The organism is Microcoleus sp. B5-D4 (assembly GCF_036705145.1).
Classification (GTDB): domain Bacteria; phylum Cyanobacteriota; class Cyanobacteriia; order Cyanobacteriales; family Microcoleaceae; genus Microcoleus.
In genome coordinates, this window is sequence record NZ_JAUBTV010000064.1 from 1 (window position 1) to 17,779 (window position 17,779).

Here is a 17,779-nt window from a genome sequence, read left to right on the forward strand (position 1 = left end):
TTTGATTGTGTTATTTATAAAATTATCCTATGTATTCAATTACTGTAATTAAACTTCACTACATATTTATTACTACCAATTTTTGATTAAAAATCCTAACGGGCGTATTCCTGTTTTAGAAATAGAACCGGATAATTTTCTATTTGAATCTAATGCAATTATGTTTTATTTGAGCGAAGGAACAGAGTTTTTCCCCAGTGATAAAGTTGAACGCGCTCAAGTCATGCAGTGGTTATTTTTTGAACAGTACAGCCACGAACCTTTTATTGCTACTTCTCGTTTTTGGTATTTGACAGGTAAAGCTGAAGAATATCAAGAAGCACTTAAACAAAAACAAGCACCGGGTTATGGTGCTTTGGGGGTGATGGAACAGCATTTAGCAAACCATGCTTTTTTTGTTGGCGATCGCTATACTATTGCTGACATCGGTTTATTTGCTTACACTCACGTTGCGGGCGAGGGCGGATTTGATTTAACCAGATTTCCGGCAATTCAAACTTGGATCGAGCGAGTAAAAAATCAACCTCGATATATTAGTATCGCACATAAATAAAAGTTGTTCGTAGTAAGTACGAAGAATCTTAATTGACTAAAAGCATCAACTGAGGACTGAATTCCTTACTGCAAACTTATTATGTCCGATGGTAAGTTACGAATCGCTATATTTTGCCCAATCTCGCTCGATCGCCTCGCAGCATCTGCCACCTTCAAAGCGTACAAACTACTGGCATTATTTACGTACAAAGGCGTACCGTTTGACAAATATTCCAACACCATATCGGTGTCTTTGGCAAACAAGCCGCGCCGCGTTCCTACTTTGATGTTGCGCCGATTTTCTCCCTGAATTAATTGACCGGATTCGGGAGTAAAAACCAGCGTTCCTTCTTCACCGTAGATAGTAAAAATGTTTTCCGACTGCCAAAAAGTCTCTCCTTTTCCATAAACAGCTTCAGCGACAACGCCATTGGCAAAGCGCAACTGTGCATTGCACAAACAAGCTTTGTAGAAATCCGGCTGACTGTCCCAAAATTGAGCTTGACAGTTAACGCTTGCCACTTCCCCGAACAAATCGGTAAATCGGTGCAGTCGCGAAATTGCACCAACTAAGGGAAAGCCAAAGAGGGAGTGTTGATAAGTCCACCGCTGCGGCGCTGGATGTTGAGGAGTCATAGTAATGTAGCGGGCGTAAAAAACTTTACCGATTAAGGACAAAGATTCTTTGATTGCTTGGTGTAACCCGCCTAACAGTTCGATGTGTTCGATGTGGAGGAGTTTTTGCTTTTGGGCTGCAAGTTCGATCGCCCTTTCTGCTTCAGATACGTCTAAAGATAGAGGATATTCCACCACAACGTGCTTGTCATTTTCTAGCGCGGCCAGGACGATCGCCCCGTGATCCCGGTTCACCGTACAGACAATTACCAAATCTAAATCGTCTCTTTCTACCAGCTTGCGCCAAGAAACCGCAGCTTCGGCCCCGAATCCCTGACAAAATGCTGCGGTTTTCTCCGGGGTGTGGCCCGCAACCGCTACCAAGTGCGATCGCCCATCAGCTTGAATTGTCTCGGCCCTCAACTTAGCGGCAAAACCAGTACCCACAATCCCCACGCGAAGTGGAGAATTAACCGAAAAACCAAAGCGAGTATCAATATTAGTCATGGGATTTGAGATTTAAGATTTTAGATAGTTACAGACTTGCGCTGCGGGGGTTTAGGGTTCTATCGCCCCGATTTTAAGCTGTGGTTGTGGTGCGATTTATTCGATCGAGCCTTCAACACCCAAGTCTTGATGCGATCTAACTATACATTTCACCGCCTGCTGGGACTTGCCTTGCAGCAAGTCTTGCTGAAACTCGATCGACACACCGCATACCAACAACCCGGTTTTTGTGCTGTAGGGTTCAAAACAGGATTTTTCCTAGAAACCGGATTATTTCGCGCAAGTCTTGCGGCCACAGTATCACACGGCTGAACCCAACATAGGTATAAGTAATAAAGATGAAATTAGAAAAAGTTATAACTAATCCCATTCAAATTTTTTGTAAATAAGTGTTGCAACCTTGCTTCTTTCCCCTACTATCATAGAGGGAACAAACCTAAGAGCTAACCTCAAAGCTAATAGAGCCTTGAAGGTTGCATTAGGAAAAATTATCAATTTTGTTGAATTTTTGAGAGGATTAGTGCATGGCGACTTACAAAGTTACCCTCATCAGCGAAGCCGAAGGAATTAACCAGACCATTGACGTTGATGACGATACTTACATTCTTGATGCTGCGGAAGAAGCAGGACTCGACCTCCCCTACTCTTGCCGCGCTGGAGCTTGCTCCACCTGCGCCGGCAAAATCACCAAAGGCGAAGTTGACCAATCCGATCAATCTTTCTTGGACGACGACCAAATCGAGGGCGGATTTGTCCTCACCTGCGTCGCCTATCCCAAGTCTGACTGTACGATCGAAACTCACCAAGAAGAAGCGCTCTATTAAGAAAGAACGCTCTGCGTGATACCCTAAGAAACCCGGTTTCTCGTTTCAAAAATTAAGCTGAAATAGCGCAATTATGTTAAGAAACCGGGTTTCTGTGTCTAACGCTGCAACACAGCCGCCAGCAGTCTCTCACTCCCATCTATGAATTCGTAGCTCTTTGAGCAGATAGCTGACCCAATAATTTTAGATTTTAGATGGGCGATTTTAGATTAACTGTGAAACCAATCTAGAATCGCAAGCCTAAAATCTAAAAGTTTAACGGCTAATATTTAGTCCGCAAAGGCGGGCTTTGTTTGTGTAGTGGCGATGATTTAAATCGCCGACTCTTAGGCCGATTCCGATCGACTATTCGCGCCAAAATGTAATGTTATCGCTGAGCGGCACAACTTGAGCGCCGGGAAAATAAAAGCTGAGAATTTGAGCTCCATTCCAGCCCAAATTAGCCAAATTGTAAGAACCAGTCTGACTCATTCCCACTCCGTGCCCGAAACCGCCTCCGACAAAAGCATAACCGTTGAGAGTTTTGTCGGGATTGTAAATTGGTTCTAGGTAAAAAAGCGTGCTAATCGGCGGGTAAAAAGCATTGCGAATCTCGTCTTTGTCGATATCAATCGGGCCCAAGTCAGTTTGAACCTTCATTTTCAAAACTCGACCTGCGGGCGACCTTTCTACCACTTCCACCTGAGTGACAGTTTTAAAATTAGCCAGCGGGTGCTGTTTTTTCTGAAGATACTGTTTGAGAAATCCACCAATCGCCGTCAAAGAAGCTGGTTCGCGCCACCGAAACGTGTCTTGTTTTTCCTCATTAAACCCTTTTTCCAAACTGATAAAGCGGCGGAAGTTGTTTTCGTCAGACAAACTCTGCTTGGACAAATCCCACACGTTATTAGGGGAATCGACGATCGATCGCAAATATGGACGTTCCGCGCCCTGCCACACATCGTTAAAAGAGGCTGTCACGCCGCCGCTAGACGCGGAATAAAGCGCGTCTACTAGCTGATTTTCGTAAGTTAGCACCAAACCGCTCGTTTGGGCGATCGCCTTATCACTTTGCGGGTAAACCTCCGTCAAACCTTTATAAACTTGACAGTTAACATCAGCGCACAACTCATAATTATCCACAGCAAACCGGCGCAAATTTCTCAGGGCGTAGGTTCTCGCTAAAATAGTTTGAGCGACAATCGCAGCGTAAGGCGAAAAAGCCCCAATTTCGTGAGGAACAACACCCCGCAAATAAGTTTCGGTCAGCACTTTATTCACCAAAGTATAAGTGCCGTAAGAATTTTTTTGCAGGTGCAAACTGCCACCATAACGGTGAGTTTCTTGAATTGCTTTTTCTGGTTCAGTAGCTGTCGCCTCTTGGGTGGTTTGTTGCAATACCTCAATCACATTTTTCCCGGCCGTCACATCCAACTCATTGCGGTTGAAACGAAAGCCGTTTAAAACCCAAAATGCCTGGGGTATTTGTTTTAAAACTTTGGAATCCAAAAAAGCTGTTGTGTTCCCTTGAGCTTGCAAACTTTGCAACAGCCAGCGCCGCACCAAAGGAGAGTTGTAAATATCTCTTTTCGCCCAAACTTGCCAGCGAAAAGGTTGAGCAATTTCTACCTCAATTCCCTGGGCGCGCCACTGATTGGCGCTATCTTCCGCACTCTCGAAACTGCGGTGGGAGCTCAGAACAACTCGTTCTTCTACTAATGGCGCTTCCAGCGGTTTCGGGGCTATTTCTAACTTGACGCTAGCAGCCGTTTTGGTTTCTATGCCTTGAGGAGTTTTGTAACTCAATGTTAAGCTGTCGCCCGGTAATGCTTTCAGCGTCAGTTTGTCGGTTGCTTTCGTGCCAAACCGCTGCACTACGCCGATTTTGATGGGTCTATTTTGGGGAGTTTGGGCGTATGCCGCAGCGCTGAAAAGAGGCAACAGGCACAATGCGGTGAAAACAGTCCTAGATATGCAGCTAAACCATTTGTAATTGGGAGTTGGAGGTGCTTGAGCGGACACAGTTATCTATCTCCCGATAGTTGAAATTTGGGGATTTTTGATTGTACGTTAGCACATTTGGCGACTGGTATAGGGGAATTGCCGAAGATAGGCCAATACGCTTGAGCTAGCCGTAGGGTGTGTCGCCTGCGATAAATCCCTAAAAAAAAGCGACAATCTCGCAGCGACGCACCTTGCAAAATAGTTGTGCTCTGGTGAAACCGGGTTTCTTCGTAGATTTCTCGCTACTAAACGCAAAATTTCGTATAAACCCGGTTTCTAGCCTCCCACGAGAAGCCCTGAAACTATCCAACCTTTAGGAACTGGTTTTTCACATACTCCATCAATACAGGCTGGAGTGTGAAAAGCGTTTTCTCACCTTGTTTGACTTTTTCAATTAATAAACGCCGTCCCAAGGATTGCACAGCTTGTAATAAGGCTGATGGGGATAATTCGAGATTGGCTGAAATTTGTGATATTTCAACTGGTTCGACTTCACTAGCTAACCAGGATATCACTTGTTTTTCTGAGTCAAATAGGCGATCGCACTGCTGCTCCAATAGTGACTCTAAATCACCTAAAAATAGGGTATCATAGGAGAGAAACTCGGAAACGCTGCCGCCGAATAAATCTTGAATCATAGTTGCAACTATATTTAACCAGGATGGATTGCCTCGATAAAGGTCGATTAGTTCTGACCATTTCTCCGGTTCTGCTAAACCTTTTTCTCTAAAGATTTCTTGTGCTTCGGGGCCTAAACCGTTGAGTTGCAGAGATTTGCAGGGGCGGTTTTCGCCTTCTAAGGCGGCTATTTCTCTGGGTTTTTCCCAACTGAGGAGAATTAAGCAACTGTGGTGGGATGATTCTGTTAGTTGTTTGAAGAATGCGCGGTAATTTTCATATCCAGGTTGGTAATTTCCTGCGAGTTGTTGGCTGCTGAAAATGGTTTGGATATCATCGAGGATAATGAGACAGCGGTGCGATCGTAAATATTCTAGTAGGGGCAATCCCCCCGTGGTTGCCCTTTCTTCGGGAGAGGGGGCGGACACGGAGGGGGCGGGCACGGGGGCACCGCCCCTACAGAATTTAATTAAGTCGGTTTGGAGTGAGGCTAGCGGTGGAGAGTTGCGGAGACTGCGGTAAATAATGTAATCGAATTCGTGTTTAATTTGTGAGATTAGTTGGAGTGTAAGGGCGGTTTTGCCAATACCGGATAAGCCTAAGATGGTGATGAGGCGGTTGCGGCCTAAAATCCAGTTTTGGAGGGTGGTGAGTTCGGATGTGCGGTTATAGAATAGGTTGGGTTCTGGTGCATCAGCTAAATCTTGACGTACTGTAAGTTTAGCGTTCTCTGTCGGTTTATTTAATATATCCTCGTTTGTCTGTGTTGGTTCGGGGACTGTGAAAGATAGGGAACCATCTGTGGAGACTTTACCTATCTGCACGCAGCCATTCCCCGTAATTGAGAAATTCGAGAATTGCCATCTTTCCACTGTGGGACGAAAGTTAGATTGATTGATGTCTTCACCTAATGTTTGTGAAAGAAGCTTCCATAATTTTGCTGCTTCCTTCCTGATGTGCTCTCTGCTACGCTTGCAATTTTCGGCTATTTCTGGGTATTTCTGACGTTGCCAAGTGCCACGCAATATAGATTGTTGTATATGATCGAGGTGTTTTCCAGTTTGGGAGAACACAATGTCGTCAGCCCATTTTGCGACTTGCTGATCGTCCATAGGTCGATTAAGGGGTTGTGGTTTTGGCGATTGCTACCCTACTTTATCCTACTGTTTCCTACTTTAGCAACTAAATCCTACTGTTTCCTACTTTTTAACCTCAAAAAATATTTAACAAATACCTACTCTATCCTACTTAAAATATGAAATTTAATTAACCAACTCAAAGCTTTATGTACTATAAAAGGTAGAGGATGCTTTTACGGCGTCTCACACACTTTTTATCTGAAGTTCCCAAGGAGATTTCAAAATGAAAAAGTTACTGACCGCAACAGGTGCAGCCCTGGTACTTGCTAATGTGACGATCGCTCCTGCCTTTGCTGATTCACTGGTACAGCAAACTACACCTGGTAAACAACAGCAGGTCGTATTACCCGAAGGGGAGTTCATGAGTGATGCCGAACTAGCACAAGTTGAAGGCGAGCTGCTCTGGAAACCAATCTTAGTAGGTGCAGGAGTAGGGGCAGCAACGAACGTTGCCAAAACAGCTTGGTCTTGCCATACGCTGCCCGGAGCCAGATGTGGTTGGCAAGAGTATGCAAAGGCAGGCGCTTCAGGAGCCGCATGGGGAGCGGCGGTTCCCGCCGCTAAAGCTGGTGCCGCAGTTACTCTGGCTAACCAAGCTAGATTAACATGGTTCCTGCGGCGGTAATTTTATTTGGAAACAAGCAATGTTTTTCCTGCTTTAAATTTATCTCAAAATTGAATGGGTTGGAAAATTAATTTTCAATCCATCAGTTTTTTTTAGAAGATGAGGTCAATCTTAAAAAGATGTTTAAAGAAATTTTTCTCCCCTGTGTATTAGGTCAGATAATTAACTTTTTTATTTTAGTTCATCCCAGCTTTTCTAACCCGATCACTCCCTATCGCACTCTCCGCTATGAAGGAGTGATAGGTCAGACCAGCTATTACACTTGTGGCCCTGCCGCTGTAGCAACTCTACTTACTCACTACTACGGTGAACCGAATGCGGAATCTGAGATTTTAGAACTGTCAGAAAAAGCAATGGCAGGAAGCGGTAAAAGCCCAGAAGAAAAAGGAGTCACCGCTTTAGCATTAAGACAGGCTTTAGCTGCTAAAGGCATTCAAGCTAGGGGGATGCGACTAACCTTAAGATCCTTAGCAGACTACTTTCGTAAAGGTGGACTGCCTGTTGTTTTGCACGTCACCAAACCTCAAATGCACTATGTTTTAGCAGTCGGCATGGTAGGGGATTGGGTAATTTTAGCAGACCCCTCATGGGGACGGCGCATTCAACCTCTTGGTGCTTTAGTAAATGAACAAGGTTTTAGCGGTGTAACCCTTGTACCGCTTCCACCTGAAAACTTGATTTCGATTGCAAAAGAACAGCAAAGCGAAACGCTACGTTGGGCAGAATTCCGTGTTGTAAGACTAAACTCACTAAGAAGGAAGTTCTGATGAAGCAAGTTCCTCTTCTGCCGATCGCTTTGTTAATCTGTCAGCCTGCACTGGCTCAAATTCCCATTGACCCCTTGCGACTCCCACAAGAAGAAACAGGAGGCTACACTTACACTTTTGGTGCCAGCTACATACCAGACGGACGAGAAGGATTGGATTTCGATCCAGAAGGGAGTCCGTTCAATTTTGAGACATTCAACCAATCAATTAACTTTTCTGCTTCAGGAAGCTACAGTTTCAGTCGTAATTTAAGTATTTCAGCCAATGTTAACCCTAATTTGTTCATTGGCAGGCAACAACGAGATTTTAGCAACCGCACTGAAACTCTAACACAAACTAACACTGACATTGGCGCGGGTTTGTCTGTAGAATACCGTCCCAATCCTGGCTCTAACCTAGACCCTCGTTTTTCGGTCGGTGTTGCTTACCCTTGGACAGCGACAGTTCAAGGGCAAGCTAGTTTAATCAGAGATCCTGTAATCGTCTTAGCTTCTGTGGGATATTCTCAACCGTTAGACTCTGCCAATAGCAGTCTGAATTTAGGACTGGGAGCAGGGTTTGTAGCAAATGAAAGAGTTAGCTTTAGTGCTTTTGGTAACTACGCCATACCTATCGGCGAGACTAATTTGCCGGTAACTTCTCTGTCATTCCGCACTGGTTATAATTTGGATGATGAAGGAAAGCAGGATATCGGGTTACGCACAACTCTTAGCGTGCGGGGTGGAGATACGAGAATAGGAGTTGGCATTGAGTGGGGAGGTAGAGGAAACATTGGTTCCAAAAGACAAAACAGCACATCCCCAAACAATCCTGAGTCAACGAATAGAAATACACCTAATGTTGTCGATCGCGCGCCGTCTTCTGTCCCTTCTCCATCAGTCAACTTTCCAGCCACTCAGTCTACAGGTAATATGCCCTCTGCGAACGATTCCAACATTAGCACAAATCCTGTATTAGGAGGGAGTACAAGGGAGGCTTTTCAACAGCTAGATAGGCGCTTGCAGGAAAAGGATGTTCAGATAGAAGCTTTACAGAAGCAAGTTAGAGAACTTCAAGGGAGTTTAGAACGTTTGCGCTGCCAGCTTCCTGAAAATAAGGAAGCTTGCAAATAAAAAGTAAAAACAAAATAATTTTCCTTAACTTTCTGCAAAAGAGCGATCGCCCTTTCAACATCAACTATTCAAACTAACTCTGACATTCTCAGTCGCCCTTCTATGGGCTCATACTCATCTTCTAAAAGCCAATACTGTGCCTCATCATAACTCTTACTAGAAAACACAATTTTATAACCCTCAGCCGGATCGTAAATCCGACAATTTCCCTCAGCATCACTTAGTAACAAAAGCAGATAAGGCGGTGAAAGATTTGGATCGATCCATACCTCTGTAAATTCCCAGTTATTCTTTACTAGGTCTGCTTCGAGGCGTAACGTGGTATCTGTTTTCATCATCAACTTTTATCTCTCCGTAATAAAGTAAAAGACGGCTACCATCCGGGTCAACTCTATAACCAATTGATTCAATAAAAAACATACCATAACGATCGTAGCCCCGAATCGTACCTGTAAAGTCTCCATCTTCTATTATGGCTTGAGCTACCTGATTCATCGTAGGTTCATCGTTAAAAATATGAGCAGCACGTCCTTTATTAAGTAATCTTTTCATTTGTGGCGTGTCTGGCAAGTGTTTAGCAATGTGCCGGCTGTCAAGGGTGATTTGGCGCTTAATTCCACTCATCAATTAATTGAATCGCATACAAGTATCATTAAATCACGCGATCGCCCCTCACCTTCCACTTTCTGAAAAAGAGCGAGTAGCCAGCCGCAGGCATCGCCCCTTGAAACAAAACTAAATTTCTAGCTCTCTAAGAATAGTCTTGACTGGCAAAAACAGAGAACGCTTATTCTTTTTAAAAGGCACAAAACCCTGCTTTAACCAAAATTCCTTGGCCGCATCATTTCTCGTATCAACCCTCAGCGCTTGAAATCCAATAATTTCTTGTTCAAATAGCAAACAAATTCGGCGATAGGCATCAGCCAAAAGTTTGCGACTTATTCCTTGCCCTTGCAAAACCTTATCAATTGCAAATTGTCCAATCAGTAGGGCGGGAACGGGAAAAGGGAGGATTTGCTGTATTCATCCGGTAACTCTTTAACAGGAATGATCGAGGCACTAAGAGTATAAAATCCATAAACTTTTGCCTCCCCAGATTCAGAAATCATCAAAAAAGTCCTAGAAAAACCAGCTTCATCAGCAGTTTCCACCAGATTTTTTAGATAATTATTTATTTCCTCATCTCCACAGTCAAAACCCTCTCTTTGGAAATTGGGAAAACTTTTTAAAGTACAAAATCTCCATCCCACGACTCACTCCTGTCATATTTACTCTTAAATTCAGCAACAGTTAATTTCAATTCTTCTGAGGCTGGCGGCGGATTGTCCCACAAATTTTCTGAACCGACCTGATCCCGCTCTGTTTTCTCTGGTAAAGATTGAGGTTGATATTGAACAACTAAACCTTCTGGCAATAGGCGGTATTCGCGCTGTAAAATCAGAAAAATCAGCACGATTTGTAATATAATAACTAGGGTTAAGAGCAGAGTTTCCATTTTTAACGTCAGGAATTCTATGTTTGCGATCGCTACTCATATTTTATATGATACCCTAATTCCTACTATGTTATCAAAACCTGAGACACCACATTCAAGACCTCAGACAATGATACCTGGTTTTTTTCCTAAAACTTTCTATCGCTACAGCTACAGTAAATACTGGGTAAGGTGCGGATCTATTAGATTGTCGATATTAGTTGAGGGATTGTCGATCGCGACACACCCTACAGAAGACCCGGCGGTTGAAACCGCGTCTATACAGGCAAAACCCGCCTCCGCGGGTTGAAGAAAATACGGTAGTTGAAATTATGTTATCTTATCCAGTCCGCAGAGGCGGACATCGTTTGTGTAGGCGCGAATTCTATTCGCCGTCTTATTTCTTATTTCTGTTTCCAATATTGGTAGGCGGCATAGGCTAAGGTGACAGCGCCGGTGACGATCGCTGCTTCATCGACCTCAAATTGCGGGTGATGGAGGGGATAGTTGGGTTTGTCAGTCAGTCCCACTCCTAAGCGAAACATGGTTCCCGGTGCGTGTTCTAAGTACATTGAAAAATCTTCCGCGCCGAGGGATGGTTCTGGTAAAATTTGGACGCGCGATCGACCTAAAGCTTCTAAAGCCGCACTTTCGACCAATTGTGTGAGTTTTGGGTCGTTTTGGACTCCGGGCACGCCGCGCTTGTAGGTGAGTTCGTACTTAGCGCCGTAAGTCGCGCAAACGCTAGAAACAATTTGTTCGATCCAAGCTGGCAGTTTTTCGTGGGTTTCTGGATGCAGCGATCGCACGGTTCCCAGCAATTTTACTCGATCGGCAATTACGTTCGGCGCTCGTCCGCCGTTAATTTGCCCGATCGTCAAAACCAGCGGCCTCAAAGGATTTTGCGTGCGGCTAATTGCCTGCTGCAAAGTGGTAATTATCTGAGAAGCAATCCAAATTGCGTCGATCGCCTCGTGGGGACGCGCACCGTGGCCGGATTCGCCCATCACAATCAATTCTAGGTCATCTGCCGCCGCCGTCAGTGCCCCGTGACGGATACCGATGCAACCGCCCGGAATCGTCGGGAAAACGTGCACTCCGAGGATGCCGTCAACATCTTGCATCGCCCCATCTTTAATCATCCATTGAGCACCTTGGGCAATCTCTTCCGCCGGCTGAAACAAGAAGCGGACGTGGCCGGGCAATTTTTCCCCTAGCTGAGACAATATCATTGCTGCGCCCAAACCGACGGTGGTGTGGATGTCGTGGCCGCAGGCGTGCATGACTCCCTCGTTGCGGGAGGCAAATTCTAAGTTAGTGCGTTCTTGAATCGGCAAAGCGTCCATATCGGTGCGAATTGCCAGCCACCGGGACTCGCTGCTGTTGCCTTTGAGTTCGCCGAGCACTCCTGTTTTGCCGATTCCTTCGATGGCGTGAACTCCGCTGGATGCGAGAACTCCGGCTACGTAGGCGGCGGTTTGATATTCTTGGCCACTAAGTTCGGGGTGGGAGTGGATGTGGCGGCGAATTTCGATTAAGCGGGGTGCTAGGGTGGCGGCTAATTCTTTGATGCGGGGAAGCATGAATTTAGTTGGGGAGTGCGGTACAAGCTGTAGTCAACTAGGGTAACGCAAATGTTTGGGGGTGAACAGGGTTACAAGGCGCAAAAGTGCGATCGGGCTTTTGGATGGCAATGCTATTTTGTTTGTGAATAAGATTTTTTTTTTACCGCAGAGGGCGCAGAGGACGCAGAGAAAAGAGAGAAAAGAGAGTTAGGTTGAAACCAGGAATAAACGTCTAGATTCTAGGTTCAAAGGCTGATTTTTAGTTGATAATATCATGTCCGGTCGAGCAACCGCGATTTTTGTAGGGGCGGGTTCACCAACAATACCTGTTAATAATTGACCATCTCAAAAACCCGCCCCGACCGGGATATTATGGTTGATCGATCGGACATGAGATAATTTCTGGTTGTGATATCATCAAATAGTACATTTATTAAAATTATTTTCTATGATTAGCTTTGGATTCTGGAATGTAATAATTATAATTACAGTGGCTGGGTTTCTCAAATTTAATTGGCGATTAGATAGCGAAAAAACAGCATGGCAAGATTCTTTGTTTTTAAAACATCCTTCGCTCGAAAGGTTGACTCAGTTTTTTAGTCAACCTATCGTTAACTTTATTTTGCAAGCAGTTATTGTATTAGTTCTCACCCGATTTCTCTGTTATACCGGTTGGTTGGTTTACAATCTGACTAATCGACCCGATCCGCCTTACTGGGATTTTAAGTGGTTTTATGTAGCGAGTAGATTAGCCCATCAGCATTTGAGTCCCTTTAATGTCGAGGTTTTTAACATCGGTTTCTGTCGCATCACAAAAGTGTGTGGGTTTATTCCATCTTTTGTTTATCCACCTAATATCATTCCTCCGCTGTGGTTTTTGGGCTATTTCCCGATGAAGACTGCATTCACCATCTGGACTTGGCTGCATCTTATTGCCACAGGTTTTGTTTTATGGGGAGCGAATATCTTGTTGGTGTCGCACTCACGAGCTTTTAGGACTATTTGTAGTATATCAGTTGCATTCCTCTACGGTTTTGTCTTCGATCTTCAAGTTGGCAATGTGGCAACTTTTATTGCCGTTCTGCTGTTGTGGATGTTTATTTATGCTAGAAATAATCAGGATGAAATTGCAGGACTTTTATTAGGAATTGCCCTTTTTAAACCCACTTTAGTTATATTGTTTATTCCTTATTTTTTAATCAAAAGACGGTTTCAGCTAGTTTTTATATCTATAGTCACGGTAACTTTTTTGGCAGTTATAGGTCTAGCTGTAACGGGCAATTCCTTAACAGGATTTATACAGGATGCGACTCGTGGATTTCCACTCTGGCTCAACGATCCATCGAATAATGCTTATATTTCTATGAGTCGCCTTGATTTAAGGGTTATGGGGCCGAGATTTTTCCCCGATAGTCCCTTCGTGGCGAAGCTATTTTCTGACTTTATTATTCTGGTGCTAGTTGGTTTAGTGAGTTGGTATTTTTACAAAAAACAATCTCGCAATGCTTGGTCAAAAAAGGTTGACTTATCTGAAATGGTGCTAATTTCTACTTTGAGTATTGCTATCAACTATTCTCAGCCCACCAGTTCTGTGATGTTAGCACCGGCGGTGGTTTTTTTGCTGAATGATTTATGTTTTCAGATTAAAAATTGTGCTTTCTCTAGGCAAAGAATGTCGGTTTGGTTATTGGGCGTTGGCTGTCTCATGGTGCAAACCGCTGTGATTCATGGCGGGCTGTTGGTGTTTCTAGGAAAGCGGTGGAACTGGAAGGGGGGAGAATTGCCTTATTTGTTTAAAGTAACTATTTTTTCACTACCGAGTTATGCGATTTTAGGCCTTACGTTAAGTGTTTTAGTCTTAGCGATTACCTCTCTTGGTCAAAAACAGGTGGCTGAATTTGACCTACCGAGCTGAAGCAGGAAATAGACATTCATCTGGCAAAGAGTAAGTAATAGGTAGGGTGTTCAAAATGTCATTTTCTAACAAATTTATTCATTTCTCTCTTCTCTTCCTCTGTGTTCTCTGCGTCCTCTGCGGTTAAATCATTCAGAGTCGCTGTCGATTTTCTGTTGCTGCGATCGATCGTCGCTTTGAATTCTCCCCTCAGATTTAGCCTCATCTACTGCTTCTTGAATTAATGTCAACACCATATTCGAGACCGGCCGATAATGCGATTTGGCTAACCGCTCTAGGTCTGCTTTAAGTTCTTCTGGAAGATATACAACTATTCTGGGGAGTTTTGCTGGCAAGGCTGTTATTGGTGCTTTTACTGCCCTATTGTACCTTTTTTTGACCTCTACAGTATCAATTTTACCCTCAAGGGTTGACTCGGAGTGCATACCGTGATACTTTAGAGTGAACACAAAACAAAACCCCCACCGCTCAGAGTTGCAATCGTTCGGTGGGGGCTTAAACTCCCATATTTAGGAGAAACTGTATGATATCACAGCCAAAATCAGTTCCTGAACTGCTCCGGGAAGAAATTCCTGATGTACCTCAAGGTAAGCAACCGATTCGTTTGCTGTTGTGTGGCGTTCCCAAAGCGGTAGAAAGTATCGTTAATCTGCTGCACGTTTTAGGTTTTGCAGAAGTTGGGGAATGGAGCCCGCCTCTACCATCGCCGATAGCGGGTGAGGTAATTCGGATTTTAACCCGTTACTGGAAAGAGTAATTGTTGAGGGCGATCGCACTTTTTTTTGTGAAGTGCGATCGTCTTTTCTGTCTCATTTAGAGCTTACCCATAAATACCAAAGAAACCGGGTTTTTAACTTTAGTTAAAGGTCGAGATGCAGTATTCTCGAAAAAAAAACCGGTTTCGGACCACGCGCAAACCAAAGAAACCGGGTTTTTGGCTGGTTCTGTCGCTGTAACGCAGTATTCTCGGAAAAAACCAGGTTTCTCGCCAGCCGTGCGTCCAGGACTATTAAAGCCATCCTCAGTCCAAAAATTTGAGATAAAATATCGACAAGCCCTAAACATAACGAACAATGACTCTAGCCAACTATCAACTTTCCCTAAACTTTGAGCAAATTTTAGCCCTAGTCAAACAACTGCCCTATCCCGAAAAATTGCAGTTAAGTCAAGAGCTGGAAAAAGAAGTATTAAATAGTAAATTAACAGTTCTTTTGGAGTCATTTAGAACCGATGAACTTTCTTTAGAAACTATCACCCAAGAAGTAGAAGCAGTCCGAAGCGAAATTCATGCCAGAAAAACCAACCCTTAAAGTAATTAACTATCATTCCAAACAATCTTCATTAATTTTCAGGCCGGAAGCGCAAGCAATTGAGCGATCGCACTCTCTGAATTGTTTCAAAATCGCGATCATTATGAACTAGAATAAGTTGGTGTTCGATCGCAAGTTGGGCAATGCAACAGTCGATACTACTTCTAACCGTCAACCCCTGTCGTTGCAAATCGTAGTAAATCCGAGCAGCCGCTACCCAAGTATTAGGCGTAGACTCGATGTAGTCTTGTTCTTGGAGATAAGTTTCTAATAGTGTCCACTCCCGTTCATCTCGACAACCTTGCAAAAGTTCCATCTGAGTAAATCGGTTCAGAAAAATACTTTCATCATTGATTATTGCTTCCAGGGATTGGCGTACTAAACCTGTCCTGTCGCGGAAAACGCTGATCCAGACTGATGTATCAATCAGAAACATTTCGGTTTTCCCGCAAAGCTTTGTAGTCGTACTCAGTCGTAAATTGAATTTGTCCGCTTAAATCAAGTAGGTTCCGCTTTTTACGGGTGCGAATTAATTCTTGCAAAGCAAAGTCAATCAATTCTTTTTCTGTTTTGAAATTGGTTAAGCGAAAGGCTTCTTTAACCAATTCTTCGTTAAGTTCAACGGTGGTTGTCATGGTTAATGGTGGATTTCATTCTCTCATTCATTATGGCATAGCCACACCCAACCCTTAACCTAGCCCAACTTCCCCAAATCCTGGTTTCCCCAACTCACCGAAACCAACCTCAACCAAACTCTTTAACTCCTCTGCATCAACGACACCAAACTCAAACTACCCAGATTCCCGACTTCTTAAAAAAGTCAGGAATTTACAAATAGTTAAATTGTCAAGGTATTCTACATACTTATGACTTGGGCGTATAAGTCGATCGCACTTGCAACTCCTTCAACTGCTTCTCATCCACACCAGACGGCGCATTCGTCAGCAAACAACCCGCCTGCTGCGTCTTCGGAAAAGCCATTACATCCCGAATAGATTCCTCACCAGCTAACAGCATTACCAACCGATCCACACCGTAAGCAATGCCTCCGTGGGGCGGAGTTCCATACTCAAACGCATCCAACAAAAAGCCAAACTTATTGTAAGCTTCCTCAGTCGATAAGCCGATCGCCTCAAACACCTTTTCCTGAACTTCCCGCTGGTAAATCCGCAGAGAACCACCGCCGATTTCTGTACCGTTTAACACCAAGTCGTAAGCTTGAGCTCTCGCATTTTTCAAATCGTTAATATCGTCAGGATGCGGCGCAGTAAACGGGTGGTGCACTGCTTCCAAACGCTTCTCGTCCGCGTTCCATTCAAACATCGGGAAATCTGTCACCCACAGCAGATTTATCTTGTCTTTGTCAATCAATCCCAATTCGTTACCAACGAACAAACGCAATCTATCCAAAGTCTTATTGACAGTTGTCGCATCAGCCGCTGCGAATAGCAACAAATGACCTGGTTGCGCGCCCGTGCGATCGAGCAATTCCTGTTTTTGTGCTTCCGTCAAATTATCCTTAATTGCGCCGATCGTATCAATTTCGCCATTATCCCGCACCCGAATGTAAGCCAATCCCTTCGCACCGGCGTCGCTGGCTTCCTTAAACAAATCGCCTTTCGGGCCCGGTTTAATCCGCACGTTAGAAATCGCATCATTCCCGCCAGGAATCGGCAAAACTTTCACAATTCCGCCCGCAGCAACCGCCCCGGAAAATACCTTAAATCCCGAATCTTTCATCAAATCGGAAACATCGACTAATTCCATACCGAAGCGAGTATCCGGTTTGTCGCTACCATAGCGATCCATTGCTTCAGCGTAAGTCAAGCGCGGAAAAGGACGAGGCAATTCTACGCCTTTGACACTTTGGAAAATATGGCAGACTAAACCTTCATTTAAGGCAATTACTTCTTCCACAGACATGAAACTCATTTCCATGTCCAATTGCGTAAATTCTGGCTGTCTGTCGGCGCGCAAATCTTCATCGCGGAAACAGCGGGCAATTTGATAATATCTGTCAAAACCAGACACCATCAACAATTGTTTGAACAACTGCGGCGACTGCGGCAAAGCATACCATGCACCGGGATTGACGCGGCTGGGAACTAAATAATCTCTCGCACCTTCGGGAGTCGCCCGAGTTAAAATCGGCGTTTCAATTTCCATGAAACCTTCGACATCTTCTAGGTGGCGGCGTATAGCTTTGACAACTTGGTGGCGAAGCTGCAAGTTGCGACTCATACGATCGCGCCGCAAGTCCAAATAGCGATATTTCAGCCGCAAATCTTCCCGCACGCTTTCGGTATCCGCCGTCGCCACCTGAAACGGTAACTGTTTGCGAACCGCATTTAACAACTCAATTTCGTCAGCATAAATTTCCACCTCACCCGTAGGCAATTTCGGGTTGAGGGACTCTTCGGGGCGGCCGGTGACTCTACCCGTAATTTTAACCACGTATTCGCTGCGTAAAGCCTCAGCCCCGTGATAGGAATCGGGGGTGCGTTCAGGATCGCTGACAATTTGCACAATACCCGATCGATCGCGCACATCCAGAAAAATCACCCCGCCATGATCGCGGCGGCGATCCACCCAGCCGTAAAGGGTGACAGTCTCTCCGATGTGTTCGCTTCGCAGTTCGCCGCAGTAGTAACTTCTCATGGTTGGGGGTTATGGACTAAAAATAATGCTTTTTGATTATAGCGCTTAGTGTCAAAACCTTTTATGAACAGGCAAGATGCCTGTGCCACAAGAAAATTCAATCTTTGTGGAACAGGCATCTTGCCTGTGCTTT

Annotated in this window: 21 protein-coding genes; 8 read left to right on the forward strand and 13 right to left on the reverse strand. The window is 44.5% G+C overall.

The window, feature by feature from the left end; all coding sequences use genetic code 11:
• Positions 1–82 precede the first annotated feature (82 nt).
• Entirely contained in the window at positions 83–553 is a 471-nt protein-coding gene (locus tag QUB10_RS24265) for a glutathione S-transferase family protein (protein WP_333205791.1), read from the forward strand.
• Between the two features lie 65 nt (positions 554–618).
• Here QUB10_RS24265 and QUB10_RS24270 read toward each other — a convergent pair whose 3' ends face one another.
• The gene (locus tag QUB10_RS24270; protein WP_333205792.1) at positions 619–1,656 is read right to left on the reverse strand and encodes a Gfo/Idh/MocA family oxidoreductase; all 1,038 of its coding nucleotides are present in this window, start codon (positions 1,654–1,656) and stop codon (positions 619–621) included.
• A gap of 524 nt (positions 1,657–2,180) precedes the next feature.
• Here QUB10_RS24270 and QUB10_RS24275 point away from each other — a divergent pair.
• Positions 2,181–2,480: a ferredoxin gene (locus QUB10_RS24275; RefSeq protein WP_333205793.1), complete on the forward strand. Its 300-nt coding sequence runs from the start codon at positions 2,181–2,183 to the stop codon at positions 2,478–2,480.
• A 345-nt stretch (positions 2,481–2,825) separates the two neighbouring features.
• Here QUB10_RS24275 and QUB10_RS24280 read toward each other — a convergent pair whose 3' ends face one another.
• Positions 2,826–4,481: a SpoIID/LytB domain-containing protein gene (locus tag QUB10_RS24280; RefSeq protein ID WP_333205794.1), complete on the reverse strand. Its 1,656-nt coding sequence runs from the start codon at positions 4,479–4,481 to the stop codon at positions 2,826–2,828.
• A 284-nt stretch (positions 4,482–4,765) separates the two neighbouring features.
• Positions 4,766–6,193 (reverse strand): ATPase, encoded by a 1,428-nt coding sequence (locus QUB10_RS24285; protein ID WP_333205795.1) that lies wholly within the window; start codon positions 6,191–6,193, stop codon positions 4,766–4,768.
• A 250-nt stretch (positions 6,194–6,443) separates the two neighbouring features.
• Here QUB10_RS24285 and QUB10_RS24290 point away from each other — a divergent pair, with 250 nt between their 5' ends.
• The 3 genes from QUB10_RS24290 to QUB10_RS24300 all read left to right on the forward strand — a co-directional run bounded on the left by QUB10_RS24290 (position 6,444) and on the right by QUB10_RS24300 (position 8,724).
• Complete coding sequence (locus tag QUB10_RS24290; RefSeq protein ID WP_333205796.1) at positions 6,444–6,845, forward strand: hypothetical protein; 402 nt, start codon at positions 6,444–6,446, stop codon at positions 6,843–6,845.
• Between the two features lie 119 nt (positions 6,846–6,964).
• Complete coding sequence (locus QUB10_RS24295) at positions 6,965–7,612, forward strand: cysteine peptidase family C39 domain-containing protein (protein WP_333205797.1); 648 nt, start codon at positions 6,965–6,967, stop codon at positions 7,610–7,612.
• Positions 7,612–8,724 carry an outer membrane beta-barrel protein gene (locus QUB10_RS24300; protein WP_333205798.1) on the forward strand — a complete coding sequence of 371 codons (1,113 nt, stop codon included), beginning with the start codon at positions 7,612–7,614 and terminating at the stop codon, positions 8,722–8,724. Before QUB10_RS24295 ends, QUB10_RS24300 begins: the two co-directional genes overlap by 1 nt.
• 68 nt (positions 8,725–8,792) lie before the next feature.
• On the opposite strand, the gene QUB10_RS24305 is transcribed toward QUB10_RS24300, so the two are convergent.
• The 6 genes from QUB10_RS24305 to QUB10_RS24330 all read right to left on the reverse strand — a co-directional run bounded on the left by QUB10_RS24305 (position 8,793) and on the right by QUB10_RS24330 (position 11,781).
• Positions 8,793–9,062 carry a hypothetical protein gene (locus QUB10_RS24305; RefSeq protein WP_333205799.1) on the reverse strand — a complete coding sequence of 90 codons (270 nt, stop codon included), beginning with the start codon at positions 9,060–9,062 and terminating at the stop codon, positions 8,793–8,795.
• Positions 9,010–9,276: a DUF6972 family protein gene (locus tag QUB10_RS24310; protein WP_333205800.1), complete on the reverse strand. Its 267-nt coding sequence runs from the start codon at positions 9,274–9,276 to the stop codon at positions 9,010–9,012. The genes QUB10_RS24305 and QUB10_RS24310 overlap by 53 nt, the downstream gene beginning before the upstream one ends.
• A 183-nt stretch (positions 9,277–9,459) precedes the next feature.
• A complete protein-coding gene (locus QUB10_RS24315) occupies positions 9,460–9,651 on the reverse strand; it encodes a hypothetical protein (protein WP_333205801.1) in 192 nt (63 codons plus the stop codon).
• Between the two features lie 56 nt (positions 9,652–9,707).
• Positions 9,708–9,875, reverse strand: a complete 168-nt coding sequence (locus QUB10_RS24320; protein ID WP_333205802.1) for a hypothetical protein — start codon at positions 9,873–9,875, stop codon at positions 9,708–9,710.
• 74 nt (positions 9,876–9,949) lie between these two features.
• Positions 9,950–10,219 (reverse strand): hypothetical protein, encoded by a 270-nt coding sequence (locus QUB10_RS24325; protein ID WP_333205803.1) that lies wholly within the window; start codon positions 10,217–10,219, stop codon positions 9,950–9,952.
• 383 nt (positions 10,220–10,602) lie between these two features.
• Positions 10,603–11,781, reverse strand: a complete 1,179-nt coding sequence (locus QUB10_RS24330; protein ID WP_333205804.1) for a M20 family metallopeptidase — start codon at positions 11,779–11,781, stop codon at positions 10,603–10,605.
• 430 nt (positions 11,782–12,211) lie between these two features.
• On the opposite strand from QUB10_RS24330, the gene QUB10_RS24335 reads away from it, so the two are divergent.
• Positions 12,212–13,678 (forward strand): glycosyltransferase family 87 protein, encoded by a 1,467-nt coding sequence (locus QUB10_RS24335; protein WP_333205805.1) that lies wholly within the window; start codon positions 12,212–12,214, stop codon positions 13,676–13,678.
• A gap of 128 nt (positions 13,679–13,806) precedes the next feature.
• Here QUB10_RS24335 and QUB10_RS24340 read toward each other — a convergent pair whose 3' ends face one another.
• On the reverse strand, positions 13,807–14,013 hold the full coding sequence (locus QUB10_RS24340; RefSeq protein ID WP_333144161.1) for a ribbon-helix-helix domain-containing protein: 207 nt from the start codon (positions 14,011–14,013) through the stop codon (positions 13,807–13,809).
• Positions 14,014–14,201: 188 nt separating this feature from the next.
• On the opposite strand from QUB10_RS24340, the gene QUB10_RS24345 reads away from it, so the two are divergent.
• On the forward strand, positions 14,202–14,435 hold the full coding sequence (locus QUB10_RS24345) for a hypothetical protein (protein ID WP_006633397.1): 234 nt from the start codon (positions 14,202–14,204) through the stop codon (positions 14,433–14,435).
• Between the two features lie 316 nt (positions 14,436–14,751).
• Positions 14,752–14,988 carry a type II toxin-antitoxin system VapB15 family antitoxin gene (gene vap15, locus QUB10_RS24350; RefSeq protein WP_333205806.1) on the forward strand — a complete coding sequence of 79 codons (237 nt, stop codon included), beginning with the start codon at positions 14,752–14,754 and terminating at the stop codon, positions 14,986–14,988.
• 31 nt (positions 14,989–15,019) lie between these two features.
• Here the strand turns inward: vap15 and vapC are convergent, their stop codons facing one another.
• From vapC to aspS, 3 genes are all read right to left on the reverse strand, one after another.
• The gene (vapC, locus tag QUB10_RS24355) at positions 15,020–15,424 is read right to left on the reverse strand and encodes a type II toxin-antitoxin system VapC family toxin (protein WP_333205807.1); all 405 of its coding nucleotides are present in this window, start codon (positions 15,422–15,424) and stop codon (positions 15,020–15,022) included.
• On the reverse strand, positions 15,411–15,623 hold the full coding sequence (locus tag QUB10_RS24360; RefSeq protein ID WP_333144170.1) for a type II toxin-antitoxin system VapB family antitoxin: 213 nt from the start codon (positions 15,621–15,623) through the stop codon (positions 15,411–15,413). The genes vapC and QUB10_RS24360 overlap by 14 nt, the downstream gene beginning before the upstream one ends.
• A 229-nt stretch (positions 15,624–15,852) precedes the next feature.
• Positions 15,853–17,646: an aspartate--tRNA ligase gene (gene aspS, locus QUB10_RS24365; RefSeq protein ID WP_333205808.1), complete on the reverse strand. Its 1,794-nt coding sequence runs from the start codon at positions 17,644–17,646 to the stop codon at positions 15,853–15,855.
• Positions 17,647–17,779 lie beyond the last annotated feature (133 nt).

Bases quoted from the DNA above. Each gene is read 5' to 3' on its own strand.
- QUB10_RS24335 (WP_333205805.1), top strand. From the start codon at position 12,212: ATGATTAGCTTTGGATTCTGGAATGTAATAATTATAATTACAGTGGCT.
- QUB10_RS24300 (WP_333205798.1), top strand. From the start codon at position 7,612: ATGAAGCAAGTTCCTCTTCTGCCGATCGCTTTGTTAATCTGTCAGCCT.
- QUB10_RS24360 (WP_333144170.1), bottom strand. From the start codon at position 15,623: ATGACAACCACCGTTGAACTTAACGAAGAATTGGTTAAAGAAGCCTTT.
- QUB10_RS24345 (WP_006633397.1), top strand. From the start codon at position 14,202: ATGATATCACAGCCAAAATCAGTTCCTGAACTGCTCCGGGAAGAAATT.
- QUB10_RS24310 (WP_333205800.1), bottom strand. From the start codon at position 9,276: ATGAAAAGATTACTTAATAAAGGACGTGCTGCTCATATTTTTAACGAT.
- QUB10_RS24330 (WP_333205804.1), bottom strand. From the start codon at position 11,781: ATGCTTCCCCGCATCAAAGAATTAGCCGCCACCCTAGCACCCCGCTTA.
- QUB10_RS24275 (WP_333205793.1), top strand. From the start codon at position 2,181: ATGGCGACTTACAAAGTTACCCTCATCAGCGAAGCCGAAGGAATTAAC.
- aspS (WP_333205808.1), bottom strand. From the start codon at position 17,646: ATGAGAAGTTACTACTGCGGCGAACTGCGAAGCGAACACATCGGAGAG.
- vapC (WP_333205807.1), bottom strand. From the start codon at position 15,424: ATGTTTCTGATTGATACATCAGTCTGGATCAGCGTTTTCCGCGACAGG.
- QUB10_RS24290 (WP_333205796.1), top strand. From the start codon at position 6,444: ATGAAAAAGTTACTGACCGCAACAGGTGCAGCCCTGGTACTTGCTAAT.
- vap15 (WP_333205806.1), top strand. From the start codon at position 14,752: ATGACTCTAGCCAACTATCAACTTTCCCTAAACTTTGAGCAAATTTTA.
- QUB10_RS24295 (WP_333205797.1), top strand. From the start codon at position 6,965: ATGTTTAAAGAAATTTTTCTCCCCTGTGTATTAGGTCAGATAATTAAC.
- QUB10_RS24270 (WP_333205792.1), bottom strand. From the start codon at position 1,656: ATGACTAATATTGATACTCGCTTTGGTTTTTCGGTTAATTCTCCACTT.
- QUB10_RS24325 (WP_333205803.1), bottom strand. From the start codon at position 10,219: ATGGAAACTCTGCTCTTAACCCTAGTTATTATATTACAAATCGTGCTG.
- QUB10_RS24305 (WP_333205799.1), bottom strand. From the start codon at position 9,062: ATGATGAAAACAGATACCACGTTACGCCTCGAAGCAGACCTAGTAAAG.
- QUB10_RS24285 (WP_333205795.1), bottom strand. From the start codon at position 6,193: ATGGACGATCAGCAAGTCGCAAAATGGGCTGACGACATTGTGTTCTCC.